A 16464-nucleotide genomic window follows, 5' to 3' on the forward strand; every position below is an offset into this window, starting at 1 on the left:
GATGGCCTCCGTTATCAGACGATGGCCGAAGTGTAGTGATGTCTGGTTCGGAACATATAATTCAAACCAGACAATCTGACGCATCGAAAGCGACAAAGCGCGCCAACATGTACACCGCCTCCGCCTACCGCGAAGCCGACCTGCGCGTGCCGAAGGGCGTGCCGTTCTACTTCCGGTACAACCACTTCGAGCCCGAAACCGCCGTCGAGCCGCATACGCACCCGTGGGGCCAGCTCTGCCGGATCAGCCTCGGCCTGATGGAGGCGACCGTGGAAGCCCACAAGCTGACGGCGCCGGCGGAATACCTGATCTGGGTGCCGGCCAACGTGCCGCATTCCGCGTCGATCCGGCAGGCGACGGATTTCATCTCGGTGTACGTGGCGGAGTCCCTGGCCGAGCGCCTGCCCGCAACGGGCTGCCTGATTGCGCAAACGCCGCTGGTGCGCGCGCTGTTTGAGGACTTTGCCGCGCGCCGCGTGTCGGTCATGCAGGACGCATGGGACTTGCGCCAGTTCGAGTTGATGCTCGAACTGCTCACCCGCGCCGAGCACACCGACAGCTATCTGCCCGACAGCCAGGACCGCCAGATCGAGCCCATCCTCCAGGCCATCCGGCTGGACCCCGCCGACAACACCACCCTGCAAGCCTGGGCAGAGCGCGTGCACAGCACCGAGCGCACGCTCGCACGCCGCTTTCAGGCCGAACTCGGCATGAGCTTCGTGCAATGGCGCAACCGCGTGCGCCTGCTGCGTGCGCTGGTGTGGCTGAAGGAAGACCACTCGGTGCAGGACATTGCCCTGGCGCTCGGTTACGGAACGCCCTCGGCGTTTATCGCAATGTTCCGCAAGCAGGTCGGGTTCTCGCCGGAGCGTTACCGGCGGCAGATGTGCGGCGAGACCTAGGGTCTCAACAAACCCTGGCCCCACCGCATAGCCCACCACATCAAGCCACCGAGTACCCGCCATCCGCCACGAGCGCGTGGCCCGACACAAAGCTCGCATCATCCGAGGCGAGGAAGGCCACGATCGTCGCCATCTCCTGCGCGCTGCCGACGCGGCCCGCTGGCGTGTTGGCGGCAAAGTCGTACATCGCCTCGGCCGACGGCCAGATGCCGCGATGGTGGAACGGCGTCTCGATCAAGCCCGGCGCCAGCGCGTTGACGCGGATGCCACGGCGGAACCATTCGATCGACGCGGTCTTCGTCATGCCGATCACCGCGTGCTTGGTACCGATGTACAAGCCCGCGTTCTCAAAGCCGATCACGCCGCCCATCGATGCGTTGTTGATGATGCTGCCCGAGCCTTGGCGGAGCATCACCTCGGCCTCGTACTTCATCGAATGGAAAACGCCGCGCACATTGGGATCGAACACCTTGTCGTAGGTAGCATCGGTCTGCTCGGTGAGCGGTGCGAACACGCCCTCGGTGCCTGCGTTATTGAAAGCGATGTCCAGGCGCCCGTACGTGCTGACGGTGAAGTCGACCATCTTGCGGATGTCGTCTTCGCGCGTGACGTCGGCTTCGATGGCGGCCGCTTCGCCACCTTGCGCGCGGATCGTCTGCACCAGCGCATCGAGCTCTGCCTTGCGCCGTGCAGCCACGACCACCTTGGCACCGCGCTTGGCCAGTTCGATGGCTGAAGCGTGCCCGATACCCGAGCTGGCACCCGTCACGAGGGCGATCTTGTCCTTCAGTTGTTGCGTTGCTGCGTTCATGTTCGGCTCCTTGCCGTAAATGGAAAAATCTGGCGTCCGGCGGTTAGGTGGTGCTCGGTACAACCAGGCTTGGAGCCAAGTATGGGTAAGCCGACGCGGCAAATAAATGGAATAATCCGGCAAACAAAATTCCCATTTCTGGAATTCAAGGGGTTGCCATGCAAGACCGGCTTGAACTGCTGCGCATCTTCACTGCGGCCGCCAGCGCGACGACGTTTCGAGAGGCCGCTGCGCGGCTTGGCGTATCACCGCAGGCCGTCACGCGGGCGGTGCGCGAGTTGGAGGACACGCTAGGCGAAACGCTCTTCCACCGCAACACGCGCAGCGTGCAGATCACGCGCTACGGGCAGCATCTCGCCGCACAGGCGCAGACCGCGCTGCAGACCGTCGAAGGCCTGTTCGATGCCTCCTCGGCCAAGGCGGCAGAGACGGGCGGCATCGTGCGTGTCACGGCGCCTTCGCACGTGGGGCGCACCTATGTCATGCCCGTGCTGACGGCGCTGATGCAACAACACCCGGGCCTGGTCGCAGACCTTCGGCTGTCGGACACCCCTTCCGCTGTGGTGGATGAGCAGATCGACGTGGGCGTGCGCGTCGGCTTCATCGGTGACAACCGCTTCGTGGCGCGCTCGATCGGCACCGTGCCGCTGTGGGTGGTGGGCGCACCCGCGCTGCTCGCCCGTGTGGGCGAACCCAAGACGCCCGACGCACTGCTGGCGCTGCCAGTCACCACGCTCATCAACCGCGCGGATGGCCGTGCCTGGCCGTGGGCCTTCCGTAGTGACACCCAGATCCAGCCCCGCCGCACGGCCTTCGTGACCGATGACCCGGAGACCGAGGTGCAAGCCGCCTGCGCGGGCCTGGGCTTCACGCAAACCTCCGAGTACCTGCTGCGCCCGCACGTCGAGCGCGGCGAACTGGTGCGCGTGCTGCGGCGGTTCGAGCCTCCTTCATGGACGCTTCACGTCTATCGCCCGCAGCGGGGGCCAGTACCAACGCGCGTGCGGGTGGTGTTCGATGCGCTGGTCGCGCACCTGAAGGTGCTCTGCCGTACGTGAAAGCGGGCAACGTGGCTGCCCCTCTGCCCAAACGCTGCAGCACAATGGCGTGTCGACCGCCTCGAGGCAAACCCGTGCAAACGCAGATGGCGCGCCCGCATCCCGCACTGCGCCCTTACATCGACCGCTACTGGAGTTGGGAAGCCACGCCGGGCGAGCGCATTGCACTACCACGACTACTGCCCGGCACTGGCGCCGAAGTGTTCCTGCATCACCGCCTGCCATTTCGTAGCGAGAGCGGAGCCGCGCTGCCCGCCGCCCACATGCTGAGCGTACGGCTGCAGCCGTATGCGCTGGCATCAACCCATGACATCGGCTTCACGGCGATACGGATTCGCGCGGGTCGATGGGGGGCGTTGGTCCGCGAATCCATCGGCCGGTTGCTGGATACGCAGGCGCCGATCGACGCACTGTGGGGTCGCGAAGCACTCCATTGGCACGAGCAGGTGGCGCAGGCCGCCGATTTCTCGCAGCGCGTTGCGTTGATCGATGCGTTCCTGCTGGCACGGTTGGCACCCGCACACGCCGATGCCCAGGTGACGGCAGCGGTTGCCGCGCTCTATGCCGCGCCACACGCCACCTCCATCGATGCGCTCGCCGCACGCTTGCACCTCGGCCGGCGGCAACTAGAGCGTCGCTTCCTGGCGGTAGAAGGCTTGCCGGCGGTCGCATTCCGGCGGCTGGTACGGTTCCAGCACACCGTACGCGCCTTGCATCTGCAACCGCAATCGCCGTTGCTCGACACTGCGCTCGCGCACGGCTACTACGATCAACCGCAGTTCAATCGCGAGTTTCGATCGCTCACTGGGCAATCGCCATTGCGCTATCGACAAGATGCGCAATCGAAGACGCATTTCTACAAGACCTCGCTCGCCTGACCAGGAAAGATGGCAACCCATCTTCCTAGTTCTGAGGTGAAGCATGTATCTGCTGATCGTTCGACTGCGGGCGCGGCCCGAAACCGTTGATGCGCTCTGCGGGCAGCTCTCGACGCTGGTGGCACTGGCGCGCGAGGAGCCCGGCACGCTGGCGTATTCCTTTTATCGCGCGCACGAAGAGTCGGACGTATTTCTCCTGCACGAGGTGTATCGGGACCGGGCTGCGTGGGAGGCGCACATGACCTCCGAACCCGTGCAGCGCGCGCTGGCGACGTTCGACACGCTGCTCACAGCACCTCCAGAAATCACCAGCGGAACGCTGATGGAAGCGCATGGATTGACGCTGGGCAGAACAGTATAGGTGACCCGCGCGAACTGAAAACAATTGTGGGAAGCGCCGCCACATAACCGTTTCCGGGCAGCGACATCCCTTAGAATCAAGCGCGTTGCAGATTTGGAAGCCCCCCATGCGCACACCTTGGTTCACATCCGCACGGATGCTGGGCTGTGCCCTCGCCCTGAGCGCGCCGGTACTCAGCGGCTGCAGTTCTTTCATGTCGGAAGGTACGACGGCCGCGGCCGGTATTGGTGGCGCTGCCCTTGCCGCCAAGGTGACCGACAACGCCGCAGTGGCCACCGGTATCGGCCTGGGTGTGCAGGCCGGCGCCCGCGCGGCACTGCAGCACACCCAGCGCGTCGTGCACACCGAGACACAGGATCAGATTGCCCAGATCGCAGGCGCACTGCCTGACAACACTGTCGGCAACTGGCAGATCAAGCACCGCATCCCCCTTGAGCCCGATGAACGCGGGCGCGTTGTCGTCACCCGTTCGATCAACGGGCCGCTCGTCAGCTGCAAGGAAATTCTCTTCACCGTAGACGGCGAGGCCACACAGGTCGACTTCTTCATCGCGTCGATCTGCAACGACGGCAAGCAATGGAAATGGGCCACCGCCGAGCCGGCCACCGCGCGCTGGGGTTCGCTGCAATGAGGACGTTGCGCTGGCTTCTGTTGGGCTGCGCAGGCCTGGTTGCCGGATGCTCCTCCGTCGGGCCGCTGACGGGCGCGGCGGCAGGCGTGGCCAGCGGCGCAGTGACGGCCAATCCGGCAGTGGCCTATGGCGTGGCCGTCACGGTCAACGCAGCTACCGATGCGTCGATCAAGTACGCCACGCGCAAATGGGCAGCCAGTGAGCAAGACGCGCTGGCCACAGCAGTGGGCCGGCTGAGTGACGGCGCTCCTTCGCTCAACTGGTCGTTGGAACGCCTGATGGGCATCACCAAGGCACACGGCAAGGTGGTGCTGGTACGCACGTTCACCACGCCGCTGGCAACGTGCCGCGAGGCGATCCTCACCGTGCAGGACGGCGACGCCCCCAAGACTGCACCCGGCTACACCATCTACGCCTGCCAGAACGGCAACGCCTGGCAATGGGCCAATGCAGAACCCGCCGTGCCGCGCTGGGGCAATCTGCAGTAATTACGGCTGAGCCTTGGCCGCCAGGCGCATCACAGCGTCCTGCAAAAACCGCTTGCTCGCTTCGATGACGACCCGCTGCATGGCCTCGTCCGGCATGGCCCGGGCGATATGGATGGCGCCCACCAACTGCGCGATCATCGCCCACGCTGCATCGTCATCGCCCAGGCGCTGCGCGAGAACCGCGTGGCCCTTGCGCATCTCTTCCTGATAGAGCTCACGCACGCTGTTGTCTGCGCGTGCAATCTCTGCTGCCAAACCAGGCACCGCACAGCCCGCTTCGGGATGCTTTACGTGGGCGAGATTCAGGTAGCGGTCCAGCTCAAAGCGCAGCCAATCTTCCGCCGTATCGTGCGGGTTGCCGGCCCACATCTCGCGGCTGGCGGCCAGTTCGGCCTCGATCAGCGCCTTGAGCCAATCCGACTTGGAACCAAAGTGGCTGTAGAACGCGCCGCTGGTCATGCCGGCGGCCTGCGCAAGGGCATCCACCCCCGTCGCCGCAAACCCACTGATCTTGACCTTGCGGGCGGTTGCCTTGAGCAGCTCCTTGCGCTTTTCTTCTTTGTGACCCGGCTGGTATCGCATCCTGACCTCCGTACTTCGACTCGCTTGACACTATGCAACCAGTAGCATAACGTTTGTTACGATAACGATCGTTATTTTATAAACGAGGTGGATATGGAGACAAGCAACAAGCAGGCGGCACTCGTCATCGGTGCAGGAGACGCCACAGGCGGTGCCATCGCCAAACGCTTTGCGCGCGAGGGCCTGGTTGCCTGCGTCACACGCCGCTCGGCCGACAAGCTGCAGCCGCTGGTCGAAGCGATCCGCGCGGAAGGCGGCCAGGCGCTCGGCTTCGCGTCGGATGCGCGCAAGGAGGAAGACGTCATCAAGCTCGTCGACAACATCGAGCGCGACGTCGGCCCGATCGAGGTGATGGTCTTCAACATCGGCGCCAACGTGCCGAGCAGCATCCTGGAAGAGACCGCCCGCAAGTACTTCAAGATCTGGGAGATGGCGTGCTTCTCCGGCTTCCTGGCCGGGCGCGAAGTGGCCAAGCGCATGGTCACGCGGGGGCGCGGCACGATTCTCTTCACGGGGGCGACGGCCGGCCTGCGCGGATCGGCCAACTTTGCGGCATTCGCGGGCGCCAAGCATGCGCTGCGGGCGCTGGCGCAAAGCATGGCGCGCGAGCTGGGCCCGAAGGGCATCCACGTGGCGCATGTGGTGGTCGATGGCGCCATCGATACCGAATTCATCCGCGAGAACTTTCCCGAGCGCTATGCCCTGAAAGACCAAGACGGCATTCTCAACCCCGAGCACATCGCCGAGAACTACTGGTACCTGCACACGCAACCACGCGACGCCTGGACGCACGAACTGGATCTGCGCCCGTGGATCGAGCGCTGGTAACACCATTACAACACCAGGAGACACACGCATGAAGCAGGTCGAATTCTTCTTTGATGTGGGCAGCCCGTACAGCTACCTCGCGTATCACCAACTGCCGAAGATTGCGCAAGCCAAAGGCGCGGAGATCGTCTGGCGGCCGATGTTGCTGGGCGGCGTGTTCCAGGCCACGGGCAACAGCAGCCCGGCGACCATTCCCGCCAAGGGCCGGTACTCCAACATCGATCTGGAGCGCTGGGCGCAATACTTTGGCGTACCGATCCAGCAGAACCCGCACTTCCCGATCAACACACTGCAACTGATGCGCGGTGCGGTGGGGATGCAACTGCGCAGCGATGCCGAATTCCACAACTACCTCGGCGCCATCTTCAGCGCGATGTTCGAGCACCCGCGCAACCTGGGTGACCTGAACGAGCTGGCGGCTGTGCTGGAGGCCGCCGGCATCTCTCCCGCGCTGATGATGGCGCTGGTGCAGGACGACCACGTCAAGCAGACACTGCGCAAGACCACCGAAGAAGCCGTGGCGCGCGGCGTGTTCGGCGCGCCCACGTTCTTTGTCGGCAACGACATGTTCTGGGGGCAGGACCGCCTGCATTTTGTCGAACAGGCATTGTCCTGACGCCCACATGCGCCGGTGAGGATGTGCCGGCGCATCCCCATATCGCCCTACCTTACGACGCAACACCGCACCGCCTTGCCTCCTTCAATGCGAATCATTATCATTTGCATTATTGATTCCACTGAACTCTGTCATGCACGGTGTTGCCCTCCTGCTCGGGTTGCTGGCCGCAGGCTGCCTGTACGCGGCTTCGCCCAATCAGGCGCTGCTGGCGCCGGGCTCGCTTGTGCGCGGGCGCGTGCTCTGCGCGGCCGCACTGGTAATGGCGGCGATTGCCGTGGTGCTGTGGAACGACGTGCTCGGTTGGGCCGGCGCGGCCATCGGCGTGTTGCTGGTGGTGGCAGGCGGACTCTCACTGTGGCCGATGGCGGGCGCTTGGGTGCAGCAACGCCGTCATGCCGCAGAGGCGCGGCCATGAACGGCATGGGAACCAAATGGCTGGCCGGCACGGTGCTCGGCCTGCCCCTGTCGATTGCGCTGTGCACATTGGCGATCCTGTGGCTGCCGGGCGGCTGGGAAAGCGGCCTCATCGGCGCGCTGCTCGTCTGCCTGCCGCTGTGGGCTGTCTTCATCAGCGTGAGCGTGCTGTTCTCGACCAGCGTCCGCGCATGGGCGGTGTTCGGCACGGCCAACCTCTTGTCCTTTGGCGTGCTGTGGCTGCCGCGCCTGTTGCAGACCTGACCATGAAATCCGCCACCCTTCGTCTGTATCAGACGCTGCATACCTGGGTCGGCCTGATGGCCGGCTGGGCGCTGTTCATCGCCTTCTTTGCCGGCGCGCTCACGGTCTTTCATGAAGAGCTGCATGCGTGGCAAAACCCATTGCGTGCGGAACACGCTGCCGTTGCCACCACGCCCGCGGATGTCGATCACTTCGTCAACACGCTGGTGCGCACGCACCCGGCAGCGGCAGCCAGCGCCTACGTCATCCTCCCCAACGAGGGCGAGCCCGAGTTCTCCGCCTATTGGCAAAACAGCAAGGGCGATTGGCAGACCACCTCCGGCAGCAAGCTCGCCGCAGGCAAGACCACGCCGAAAGACCTGTCGCTCGAACCCTCCAAGGGGGAACTGGCCAACTTCCTGAACCGGCTGCACTACTCGCTGGGGTTGGAAGACATGGGCATGTACTTCATGGGGGTGATCTCGGTGCTGTACGGCGTGGCGCTCATCTCGGGCGTGCTGCTGCACCTGCCGCGCCTGAAGAAAGACCTGCTGGCCGTGCGCCCGGGGCGCAATCTCAAGCGCTTCTGGATGGACGTGCACAACGTGCTCGGCCTGTTCAGCCTGCCGTTCCACCTGATCTTTGCGATGACCGCGCCAGTGCTGTGCCTGAGCGTGGTGCTGATGACGGTGTTCAACAGCGTGGCACTCAACGGCAAGCTGTTCGATGCCGTGCCGCGCGTCACCACGGCGGCCGGTACGGTGGTCGCCGCCAATCGTTCGGCATCGATGTTGTCGGCAGAGGAACTGCTGGCCCGCGCACGTGAAACCGCTGGCCCCAACTTCACCGTCAAGTCGATCCACTACCAGCACATTGGCGATGCCAACGCCGTGGCAGAAGTGCGCGGCAGCAGCACGCTCGCGGTGGGCGACTACGGCTCCGTCGCCATTCACGCCGCCGCTGGCCAACCCAACAGCGGCCAGCTCGTCAGTGATCAAACGCCCGATGCGCGCGACACCAATCACGCCATCTTCAGCCTCGTCTATGGCCTGCACTTTGGCACCTATGGGGACATCGTCCTGCGCCTGGCTTACCTGGTGATGGGCATCGCCGGCGCGTTCGTCTTCTATTCGGGGAATCTGCTGTGGATCGAATCGCGCCGCAAACAACGCAAGCTTGATCAGTCACGCGTCCACCAGTTGCTGGCGCGCGCCACGGTGGGCGTCTGCATCGGCTGTTGCGTGGGGGTGATGGCGATGTTCCCAGCGGCGCTGCTGTGGCCGGAGCGCTCAACGGGCGTGACGTACTACACGGTGTTCTTCGCGGCGATTGCGTGGGCGCTGGTACGACCGCCCGCACGCGGTGCAGTGGAGCTGCTGAGCGCCGCTGCCATTGCGGCGGTGCTGGCGCCCATCACCAATGCCGTCGTGACTGGCGACCATCTGCTGCGCACGATCGCGCGTGGCGAATGGAACGTAGCTGGTTTCGACCTCGGCGCGCTTGTGCTGGCGTGCGGCTTTGTCGCCCTTGCACGTGCCACGCTGCGCCGGGCGCGCCAGGGTGCGCCTGATTCTGTCTGGGCGATGCCTGCACGCAAGGTAGACACCAACAACGCACCTGCCGCGCGCGCCGGCAACGGCCTGCATCCGAGCGTGGCCAAAGAGCCCTAACGCCAGGCTCACCTCAAAAAATACACAACCACCCGCATGTTCCCGCGCCTGCCGTTCAACGGCATGCGTGGGCACGCGCACGCCTTTTTCAATGACAACGCTGTCCAGGGGAGCATCACATGCCAGCCGCCGTTTCACGCCGATCCACCCTTCGCCGCAGCACGCGCGCCGCACGTCTACGCGTGACGCCGCTGGCGCGGCAACTCGCGTGGATACTCGCGGCCATGAGTGCGGGTGCACCCGCCTGGGCGCAGCGGATCTCAGCCCAGGTCGACCTGCCCGCCACGCGGGTCTCCGCCTGCAAAACGGCTGCGTACGGTGCCAAGCAGGCCAGCACCGGTGCCCTGGGTGACAAACCCCTGCTCGACACGCCGTTCTCCATCAACGTCGTCACGCAGGAGTTGATCCAGAACCGCCAGGCGCAGACGATTGGCGAGGTGTTCAAGGGTGACCCATCCGTGACCGCCAACAACGACGGCTACATTGGCGAGGCATCGAACATCACCATCCGCGGCCTGCAGCTCGACTTGCTGGAGGGCTACAAGATCGACGGCATGGCCGTGCCCAACTGGGGCAGCGATGTGCCGCTGGAACACTTCGAGCGCGTGGAACTCCTTAAGGGTCTGTCGGGTTTCATGTACGGCTTCGGCACGCCGGGCGGCATTGCCAACTTCGTCACAAAGCGCCCGACCAACACCTTTGGCGGCAGCGCCACGTTCGGCTATACCAGCGGCGGCACGCTCAAGGAATCGATCGACCTGGGCGGCCGCTTCGGTCCCACCAAGGCACTGGGCGCACGGCTTGGCGTAGTGCATGAAGAAGGCGACACCTTTGTCGACGGCGGCCATATCAAGCGTGACTCCGCATCACTCGCGCTCGATGCGCGCATCACGCCGAATCTGCAATGGTCGTTCGATGGCTTGTACATGCAGCGCAACGTGCGGGGCGCGTACTACGGCATCATCCCCGGGCAGGACTTTGGCGTGCCGGTCAGCGAGTTCGTGCGCACACCGCGCGCCATTGACGGCAGCCAGCGCGTGGCCTCGCGCGGCTCGTACTACGAGACCGAGATCAAGACCGTCGGCACCGAACTGAACTGGGCGGCCACACCCGACTGGAACGTGCGCGCGTCGTACCGCTACACGCAGCAGAACCGCGGTAACGCCGACAGCGCCATCCAGCTGACCGACAACGCTGGCACCTTCAGCGAGCTGCAGTACGGCTCGTACCAGCGCTATGCGTACAGCCAGGCGCAGGTGATGGCCAATGGCAAAGTCCGCACGGGTTCGATCGAGCATGAACTGGTGTTCGGCACGTCGTGGCAGCGCCTGACGCAAGCCACCACCGGCTTCGCTTCCACCTTCCTCGGCACCGGCAATCTGTACAACCCGTCGGCCTTTGTGTCGTCGGGTGCGCCGTTGATGCAGGTGCCGTCATCGGCGGGCCTGTATCGCACATCGAAGATCGACCAGACCTCGGTCTTTGCCAGCGATACAGTCAAGTTCAACGAACAGTGGTCGGTGTTGGGCGGCCTGCGCTACACGCGCTTCAGCCAGACCGGCTACACGCCGAGCGGTGACGTGTCGGCCAAGTACAACCGCGAGCCGATCACGCCCACGGTGGCGCTGATGTTCAAACCCGTGCAGCCGATGACGCTGTATGCGAGCTATGTGGAATCGCTCGAAGCCGGTGCCAGCGCGCCCATCACGGCGCTGAACGCCGGCACCGTGTTCGGCCCGCTCAAGAGCAAGCAATACGAGGTGGGCGCCAAGGCGGAGTTGCACGACTGGACACTGGGTATGGCGCTGTTCCAGGTGCAGCGCGGCCTTGCCTACCTGCGCCCGGACAACGTCTATACGCAAGACGGTATGACGCGCTACCGCGGCCTGGAGCTAAGCGCACGGGGCAAGATCGCGCGGGACTGGACAGTGCTTGGCGGGGTGTTGTTCATGAACTCCGAGAACACGGAGTCCGATGCGTCCGTGCTTGGCAAGCGCGCCTATGGATCGCCGCGGTACAAGGCCACGGCGTATGTCGAATACGCGGTGCCGGCCATGCCTGGGCTGGTGCTGTCAGCCGGTGGCCAGTATGTTGGTAACTCGGCGCTGGAGGCCAACAACAGCAATATCGTGCCGGGGTATCACACGTTTGATTTGGGGGCGCGGTATTCCACCAAGGTGGGCGGCAAGCCTGTGACGTTGCGGTTCAATGTCGACAACCTGACGAATGAGAAGTATTGGTTGCCGAGTTGGGGGTTCATCTTGGCGCAGGGGGCGCCGCGGACGTTTAGGGCTAGTGCTACGGTTTATTTTTGATTCTTGGTCTTGGGGGTTTACCGCCCTTTCGTCCCCAGCCGGGGATGGACCACAAACAACAAAACCCAAAAATAAGTTGCATATCTAACTATATCCGCCTACCATTCAACTCACCATGTTTGACCACTGCCTCTACTTCAACACCTCAGCACTGGCCCGCAAGCTGGAACGCGTCTGGGCAGATGCCTTCGCGCCCTTCGACCTGACGCCTCCACAAGGCTTCATGCTGAGAGCGATCGTCGACCGCCCCGGCATGCTGCAGAGCGAGCTGTCGGAGGCGATGTCAGTCACGCGCCCGACGGCAACGCGTGCGCTGGACGGCCTGGAAACCAAGGGCCTGATCGAGCGCCGCAAGACAGAAGCCGACGGCCGCGAGACCGCGATCTTCCCGACGCCAGAGGCCATGAAGATTGGCGCGGCGTTGAACGAGGCCAGTGGTGCTGTGACCGCCCGCCTCAAGCGCGTGCTGGGCAGTGCAGAGTTCACCGATACGGTGTCGAAAATCCGGGGTGTGCGCTCAACCCTGAGCTGAGCGTTTTTTTTGTTCTTATAGTTGCATTGCTAACTAATAAAGGAAGCTATCATGCCGATCCTCAACGTCAAAGTCAGTGCCCAGCGTTCTGCGGAAATGACGCAGAAGATTTCCGACACGCTGCTGGAACTCACCTCCCGCATCCTCGGCAAAGACCCCAAGGTCACGGCCATCGCCATCGACTACGTCGACCCGGCGGATTGGATTGTTGGCGGGCAAACACTGGCCGCGCAGGGCAAGAGCAGCGTCTATTTCGACATCAAGGTGACGGACGAAACCAACACCAAGGCGGAGAAGGCGCAGTACATCGCCGAGGCGTTCGAGGCCTTTGCAGCGCTGCTCGGCAATCTGCACGAAGAGTCCTATATCTATGTACAGGACGTTCGCGCCGCGGCGTATGGCTATGGCGGCAAGACCCAGGAGTATCGCTTCCAGCACGCGTAACGCACACGATGTGCTGGCAGCGCCGCCCCAACCACATAACAATCAGGTGTGATCATGAACCGCATGAGTGCTTTTTTCGCGGCCAGCTGGCTGGCCGCCGCGTTGCTATATTTCGGCCAACATTCACTGGCGTTGACCGCGTTGGCGGGTGTTGTTCTGCTCGCCGGTTACGACCTGTTCCGCCCGTGATGCACTCAGTTGTTGCTACCACGTTGTTGCGCCCGATAACGCAGCGGGCTGCTGCCGTAGCCCGTTGCAAACGCACGGCTGAGCGCACTGACGCTGCCAAAGCCGCATTCATCTGCAATGTGATCGAGCGACTGCCTGCCGGTGCGCAGCAGGAACGCCGCCAACTCCAGTCTTAACGCCGCCACGTAGCGCCGCAGGTTGCTGCCGGTGGCGGCAGCGAAACGGCGTGTCAGGGTCCGCTCGCTCATCGCGGCTTGGGCGGCCAACTCCGCCAGCGCCGGGGGCGCTGCCAACTCCCGTTCCACAATCTCCTGAATGGCCAGCACGGCCGCATCGCCGTGGCGCTTGAACTGCGCTGTCCACACGGCCATGTGCTCGTATGACGGCAGCGACTGCGTAAGCGCCGTGCGCAGCAAACGCCGCGATGCGCCCGCGCCCCGGCAGTGGTCGATCACATAGGCACAGGCATCGACGGCCGGGTTGATGCCACTGACGGTAATGAGGCGGCCATCCACCACCAGTGGCTTGTCCGGCGTGTAGTGCACCTCGGGAAAGTGCCGAGCAAACCACGCCCGCTCACTTGCCAGCCCCGTTGCGCGGCGACCATCGAGCAAGCCTGCCTTGGCGAACAGCGGCGCGGCATTCAAGCCCACGACCAGCGCGCCAGCGTCGTACTGCGCGCGCAGCCAATCGGCAAATAGCGACTCCTCCCCCTCCAGCATGGCCTGCGGCGCGAACTGGCCAGGCACGATCACCACGTCGTGCGGGCCGGCCGTGCGCAACGCACCACTCGCCGGTACCGCCATGTCGGCAAAGCTGATGGCGGGTTGCCCGTCTGCTGAGAGCAGATCGATCTCGAACAGGCGGCTGCCCATCACGTCCACGCTGCGCGCCTGCATGGTGCCGGCCACCAGCAGCATCTCGTGCGTGAGGAACACGTAGCCGGCAAATAGGCGCGGCGGCAGCAGGATGGCGATGCGAGCGCGGTCCGGACGATGGGGCCCATCAGGGCGTTTGGAGGCAGATTTCGACTGTCTGCTCATATCAAGAACGTGGCTATTCAGATCAACCGGAATTGTCGCGGCCTTGCTGAAATACGGCAACCCACCCGCGCATCCGGAGCCACCATGATTGCCCGCACGCTGTTCGACCCGGAACACGACACCTTTCGCGAATCCGTCCGCCGCTTTATCGACGCAGAAGTCCTGCCCCACCACGAGCGCTGGGAAGACCAGGGCTACGTCGACCGCGCCATCTGGGAGCAAGCCGCCGCTGCGGGCTACCACTGCGCCAGCATGCCCGAGGCCTACGGCGGCGCCGGGGCCGATATCCGCTACAGCACGGTGCTGATGGAAGAGATCGCCCGTGCGGGTGCCACGGGCCTGGGCTTTGGCCTGCACTCGGAAATCGTCGCGCCCTACCTGCTGCACTACGGCAGCGAGGCGCTCAAGCAGCACTACCTACCCAAACTGGCGAGCGCGGAGATGATCGGCGCGATTGCCATGACTGAGCCCGGCGCCGGCTCCGACCTGCAAGGCGTGCGCACCACCGCGACACGTAGCAGCGAGGGTGATCACTACGTGCTCAACGGCTCGAAAATCTTCATCACCAACGGCTGGCATGCCGACGTGGTGATCGTCGTGGCGCGCACCACGCCCGAAGGCGGCGCCAAGGGCACGAGCCTGTTCGTGGTGGACACAAGCATGGACGGCTTCAGCAAAGGCAAGCGCCTGAAGAAGGTCGGCATGAAAGCGCAGGACACCGCTGAGCTGTTCTTCGACAACGTGCGCGTGCCCGCCGCCAACCTGCTGGGCGAAGAGCATCGCGGCTTTGGCTACCTGATGCAGGAGTTGCCGTGGGAGCGGCTGCAGATCGCCATCAGCGCCATCGCCTCGGCAGAGGGCGCGCTCGACTGGACATTGCGCTACGTGCGCGAGCGCCAGGCCTTCGGCAAGTCCATTCTGGATTTCCAGACCGCGCGCCATGCGCTGGCCGAGCTGAAGACCGAGGTGCAGATCGGCCGCGTGTTCGTCGATCAGTGCATCGCGTTGAAGCTGGCCGGCAAGCTCGATGCCGCCACCGCATCGATGGCCAAGTACTGGACCACCGACTTGCAGTTCAAGGTGATGGACCGCTGCGTGCAACTACACGGTGGCTACGGCTACATGTGGGAATACCCCATCGCCCGCGCGTGGGCCGACTCGCGCGTGCAGCAGATCTACGGCGGCACCAACGAGATCATGAAAGAGCTGATCGCCCGCACCCTTTGACCCTAGGAACGAACGCTATGGAAGCCTATATCTACGACGCCGTGCGCACGCCGCGCGGCAAGGGAAAAAAGGATGGCAGCCTGCACGGCGTGACGCCGCTGCGTCTGGCCGCAACCGCGCTGCGCGCCATCCGTGACCGCAACCAACTCGACACCGCATTGGTGGATGACGTGGTGCTCGGCTGCGTCGAACCCGTGGGCGAACAAGGTGCCTGCATCGGCCGCGTGGCGGTGCTCGCCGCCGGCTATGCAGAGACGACCGCCGGCGTGCAGATCAACCGCTTCTGCGCCTCCGGCCTGGAGGCCTGCAACATGGCCGCCGCGCAGGTGATGGCCGGACAGAGCGACTTCGTCATCGGCGGCGGCGTGGAAAGCATGTCGCGCGTACCGATGGGCGCCAGCGGCGGTGCGTGGCCGGTCGACCCGGCAGCGGCCATCCCGCTGTACTTCGTGCCGCAGGGCGTGTCGGCTGACACCATCGCCACCCAGTCTGGCTACAGCCGTCGCGATGTCGACGCCTACGCCGCCGAGAGCCACCGCCGCGCGCACGCCGCCGCCACCGCAGGCCGGTTCACGGGCTCCATCGTGCCGGTGCGCGACCAGAACGGCCTCACCATCCTCGATCGCGACGAGATGATCCGCCCGCAGACCACCGTGGATACGCTCGCGCAGCTCAAGCCGTCGTTTGCGGAACTCGGCGAGCAATACGGCTTTGACGCCGTGATCCGCCAGCGTTATCCGGAGCTGGAACGCATCGAACATGTGCACCACGCCGGCAACAGCTCGGGCATCGTCGATGGTGCCGCTGCCGTGCTGATCGGCAGCCGCGAAGCGGGCCAGCGCGCGGGCCTCAAGCCGCGTGCGCGCATCCGCAGCTTTGCGAGCATCGGCTCGGAGCCGTCGATCATGCTGACGGGCCCCTCCTACGCCGCCGAGAAAGCGCTCAAGCGTGCCGGCATGTCTGCATCGGACATCGACCTGTACGAACTCAACGAAGCGTTTGCCTCCGTGGTGCTGCGCTTCATGGAGGTCATGGCCGTGCCGCACGACAAGATCAACGTGAACGGCGGCGCCATCGCGATGGGCCATCCGCTGGGCGCCACCGGCGCCATGATCCTCGGCACGCTGCTCGACGAGTTGGAGCGCCGCGGCGCCAGCACGGGCCTCGCCACGCTGTGCGTGGGCGCGGGCATGGGCACCGCCACCATCATCGAACGCATCTAAGGGAGC

Annotated in this window: 20 protein-coding genes; 17 read left to right on the forward strand and 3 right to left on the reverse strand. The window is 64.5% G+C overall.

The window, feature by feature from the left end; translation table 11 throughout:
• Positions 1-107: 107 nt before the first annotated feature.
• The gene (locus V6657_RS19835; RefSeq protein ID WP_048934841.1) at positions 108-902 is read left to right on the forward strand and encodes a helix-turn-helix transcriptional regulator; all 795 of its coding nucleotides are present in this window, start codon (positions 108-110) and stop codon (positions 900-902) included.
• Between the two features lie 40 nt (positions 903-942).
• Here V6657_RS19835 and V6657_RS19840 read toward each other — a convergent pair whose 3' ends face one another.
• The gene (locus tag V6657_RS19840) at positions 943-1713 is read right to left on the reverse strand and encodes a glucose 1-dehydrogenase (protein WP_048934840.1); all 771 of its coding nucleotides are present in this window, start codon (positions 1711-1713) and stop codon (positions 943-945) included.
• Positions 1714-1871: 158 nt separating this feature from the next.
• On the opposite strand from V6657_RS19840, the gene V6657_RS19845 reads away from it, so the two are divergent.
• From V6657_RS19845 to V6657_RS19865, 5 genes are all read left to right on the forward strand, one after another.
• On the forward strand, positions 1872-2771 hold the full coding sequence (locus V6657_RS19845) for a LysR family transcriptional regulator (RefSeq protein WP_048934839.1): 900 nt from the start codon (positions 1872-1874) through the stop codon (positions 2769-2771).
• Positions 2772-2845: 74 nt separating this feature from the next.
• The gene (locus tag V6657_RS19850; protein ID WP_160315305.1) at positions 2846-3649 is read left to right on the forward strand and encodes a helix-turn-helix domain-containing protein; all 804 of its coding nucleotides are present in this window, start codon (positions 2846-2848) and stop codon (positions 3647-3649) included.
• Positions 3650-3692: 43 nt separating this feature from the next.
• Positions 3693-4010 carry a putative quinol monooxygenase gene (locus V6657_RS19855; RefSeq protein ID WP_048934837.1) on the forward strand — a complete coding sequence of 106 codons (318 nt, stop codon included), beginning with the start codon at positions 3693-3695 and terminating at the stop codon, positions 4008-4010.
• A 136-nt stretch (positions 4011-4146) separates the two neighbouring features.
• The gene (locus tag V6657_RS19860) at positions 4147-4641 is read left to right on the forward strand and encodes a hypothetical protein (protein WP_031328827.1); all 495 of its coding nucleotides are present in this window, start codon (positions 4147-4149) and stop codon (positions 4639-4641) included.
• Positions 4638-5129, forward strand: a complete 492-nt coding sequence (locus V6657_RS19865; RefSeq protein WP_048934952.1) for a hypothetical protein — start codon at positions 4638-4640, stop codon at positions 5127-5129. The genes V6657_RS19860 and V6657_RS19865 overlap by 4 nt, the downstream gene beginning before the upstream one ends.
• Here the strand turns inward: V6657_RS19865 and V6657_RS19870 are convergent, their stop codons facing one another.
• Positions 5130-5711: a TetR/AcrR family transcriptional regulator gene (locus V6657_RS19870; protein WP_048934836.1), complete on the reverse strand. Its 582-nt coding sequence runs from the start codon at positions 5709-5711 to the stop codon at positions 5130-5132.
• Positions 5712-5804: 93 nt separating this feature from the next.
• Between V6657_RS19870 and V6657_RS19875 the strand changes: the two genes are divergently transcribed.
• From V6657_RS19875 to V6657_RS19915, 9 genes are all read left to right on the forward strand, one after another.
• Positions 5805-6539 (forward strand): SDR family oxidoreductase, encoded by a 735-nt coding sequence (locus V6657_RS19875; protein WP_048934835.1) that lies wholly within the window; start codon positions 5805-5807, stop codon positions 6537-6539.
• A gap of 28 nt (positions 6540-6567) precedes the next feature.
• Positions 6568-7155, forward strand: a complete 588-nt coding sequence (locus V6657_RS19880; RefSeq protein WP_048934834.1) for a 2-hydroxychromene-2-carboxylate isomerase — start codon at positions 6568-6570, stop codon at positions 7153-7155.
• A gap of 133 nt (positions 7156-7288) precedes the next feature.
• Positions 7289-7573, forward strand: a complete 285-nt coding sequence (locus V6657_RS19885; protein ID WP_048934833.1) for a hypothetical protein — start codon at positions 7289-7291, stop codon at positions 7571-7573.
• Complete coding sequence (locus V6657_RS19890) at positions 7570-7836, forward strand: hypothetical protein (protein WP_048934832.1); 267 nt, start codon at positions 7570-7572, stop codon at positions 7834-7836. Before V6657_RS19885 ends, V6657_RS19890 begins: the two co-directional genes overlap by 4 nt.
• Before the next feature lie 2 nt (positions 7837-7838).
• The gene (locus tag V6657_RS19895) at positions 7839-9485 is read left to right on the forward strand and encodes a PepSY-associated TM helix domain-containing protein (protein WP_048934831.1); all 1647 of its coding nucleotides are present in this window, start codon (positions 7839-7841) and stop codon (positions 9483-9485) included.
• Between the two features lie 119 nt (positions 9486-9604).
• Entirely contained in the window at positions 9605-11800 is a 2196-nt protein-coding gene (locus V6657_RS19900) for a TonB-dependent siderophore receptor (RefSeq protein WP_082170252.1), read from the forward strand.
• A gap of 115 nt (positions 11801-11915) precedes the next feature.
• The gene (locus V6657_RS19905; RefSeq protein ID WP_048934829.1) at positions 11916-12332 is read left to right on the forward strand and encodes a MarR family transcriptional regulator; all 417 of its coding nucleotides are present in this window, start codon (positions 11916-11918) and stop codon (positions 12330-12332) included.
• A 51-nt stretch (positions 12333-12383) separates the two neighbouring features.
• Complete coding sequence (locus tag V6657_RS19910) at positions 12384-12776, forward strand: 4-oxalocrotonate tautomerase family protein (RefSeq protein ID WP_048934828.1); 393 nt, start codon at positions 12384-12386, stop codon at positions 12774-12776.
• A 54-nt stretch (positions 12777-12830) separates the two neighbouring features.
• Positions 12831-12965 carry a hypothetical protein gene (locus V6657_RS19915; RefSeq protein WP_039596576.1) on the forward strand — a complete coding sequence of 45 codons (135 nt, stop codon included), beginning with the start codon at positions 12831-12833 and terminating at the stop codon, positions 12963-12965.
• A gap of 5 nt (positions 12966-12970) precedes the next feature.
• On the opposite strand, the gene V6657_RS19920 is transcribed toward V6657_RS19915, so the two are convergent.
• Positions 12971-14008, reverse strand: a complete 1038-nt coding sequence (locus tag V6657_RS19920) for a helix-turn-helix domain-containing protein (protein ID WP_048934827.1) — start codon at positions 14006-14008, stop codon at positions 12971-12973.
• Positions 14009-14092: 84 nt separating this feature from the next.
• Here V6657_RS19920 and V6657_RS19925 point away from each other — a divergent pair, with 84 nt between their 5' ends.
• Both V6657_RS19925 and V6657_RS19930 read left to right on the forward strand, forming a co-directional pair.
• Entirely contained in the window at positions 14093-15235 is a 1143-nt protein-coding gene (locus V6657_RS19925; protein WP_048934826.1) for an acyl-CoA dehydrogenase family protein, read from the forward strand.
• Positions 15236-15252: 17 nt separating this feature from the next.
• The gene (locus tag V6657_RS19930) at positions 15253-16458 is read left to right on the forward strand and encodes an acetyl-CoA C-acetyltransferase (RefSeq protein ID WP_048934825.1); all 1206 of its coding nucleotides are present in this window, start codon (positions 15253-15255) and stop codon (positions 16456-16458) included.
• Positions 16459-16464: the final 6 nt, after the last annotated feature.

Source organism: Ralstonia sp. RRA, assembly GCF_037023145.1.
In the GTDB taxonomy this organism is placed as follows: domain Bacteria; phylum Pseudomonadota; class Gammaproteobacteria; order Burkholderiales; family Burkholderiaceae; genus Ralstonia.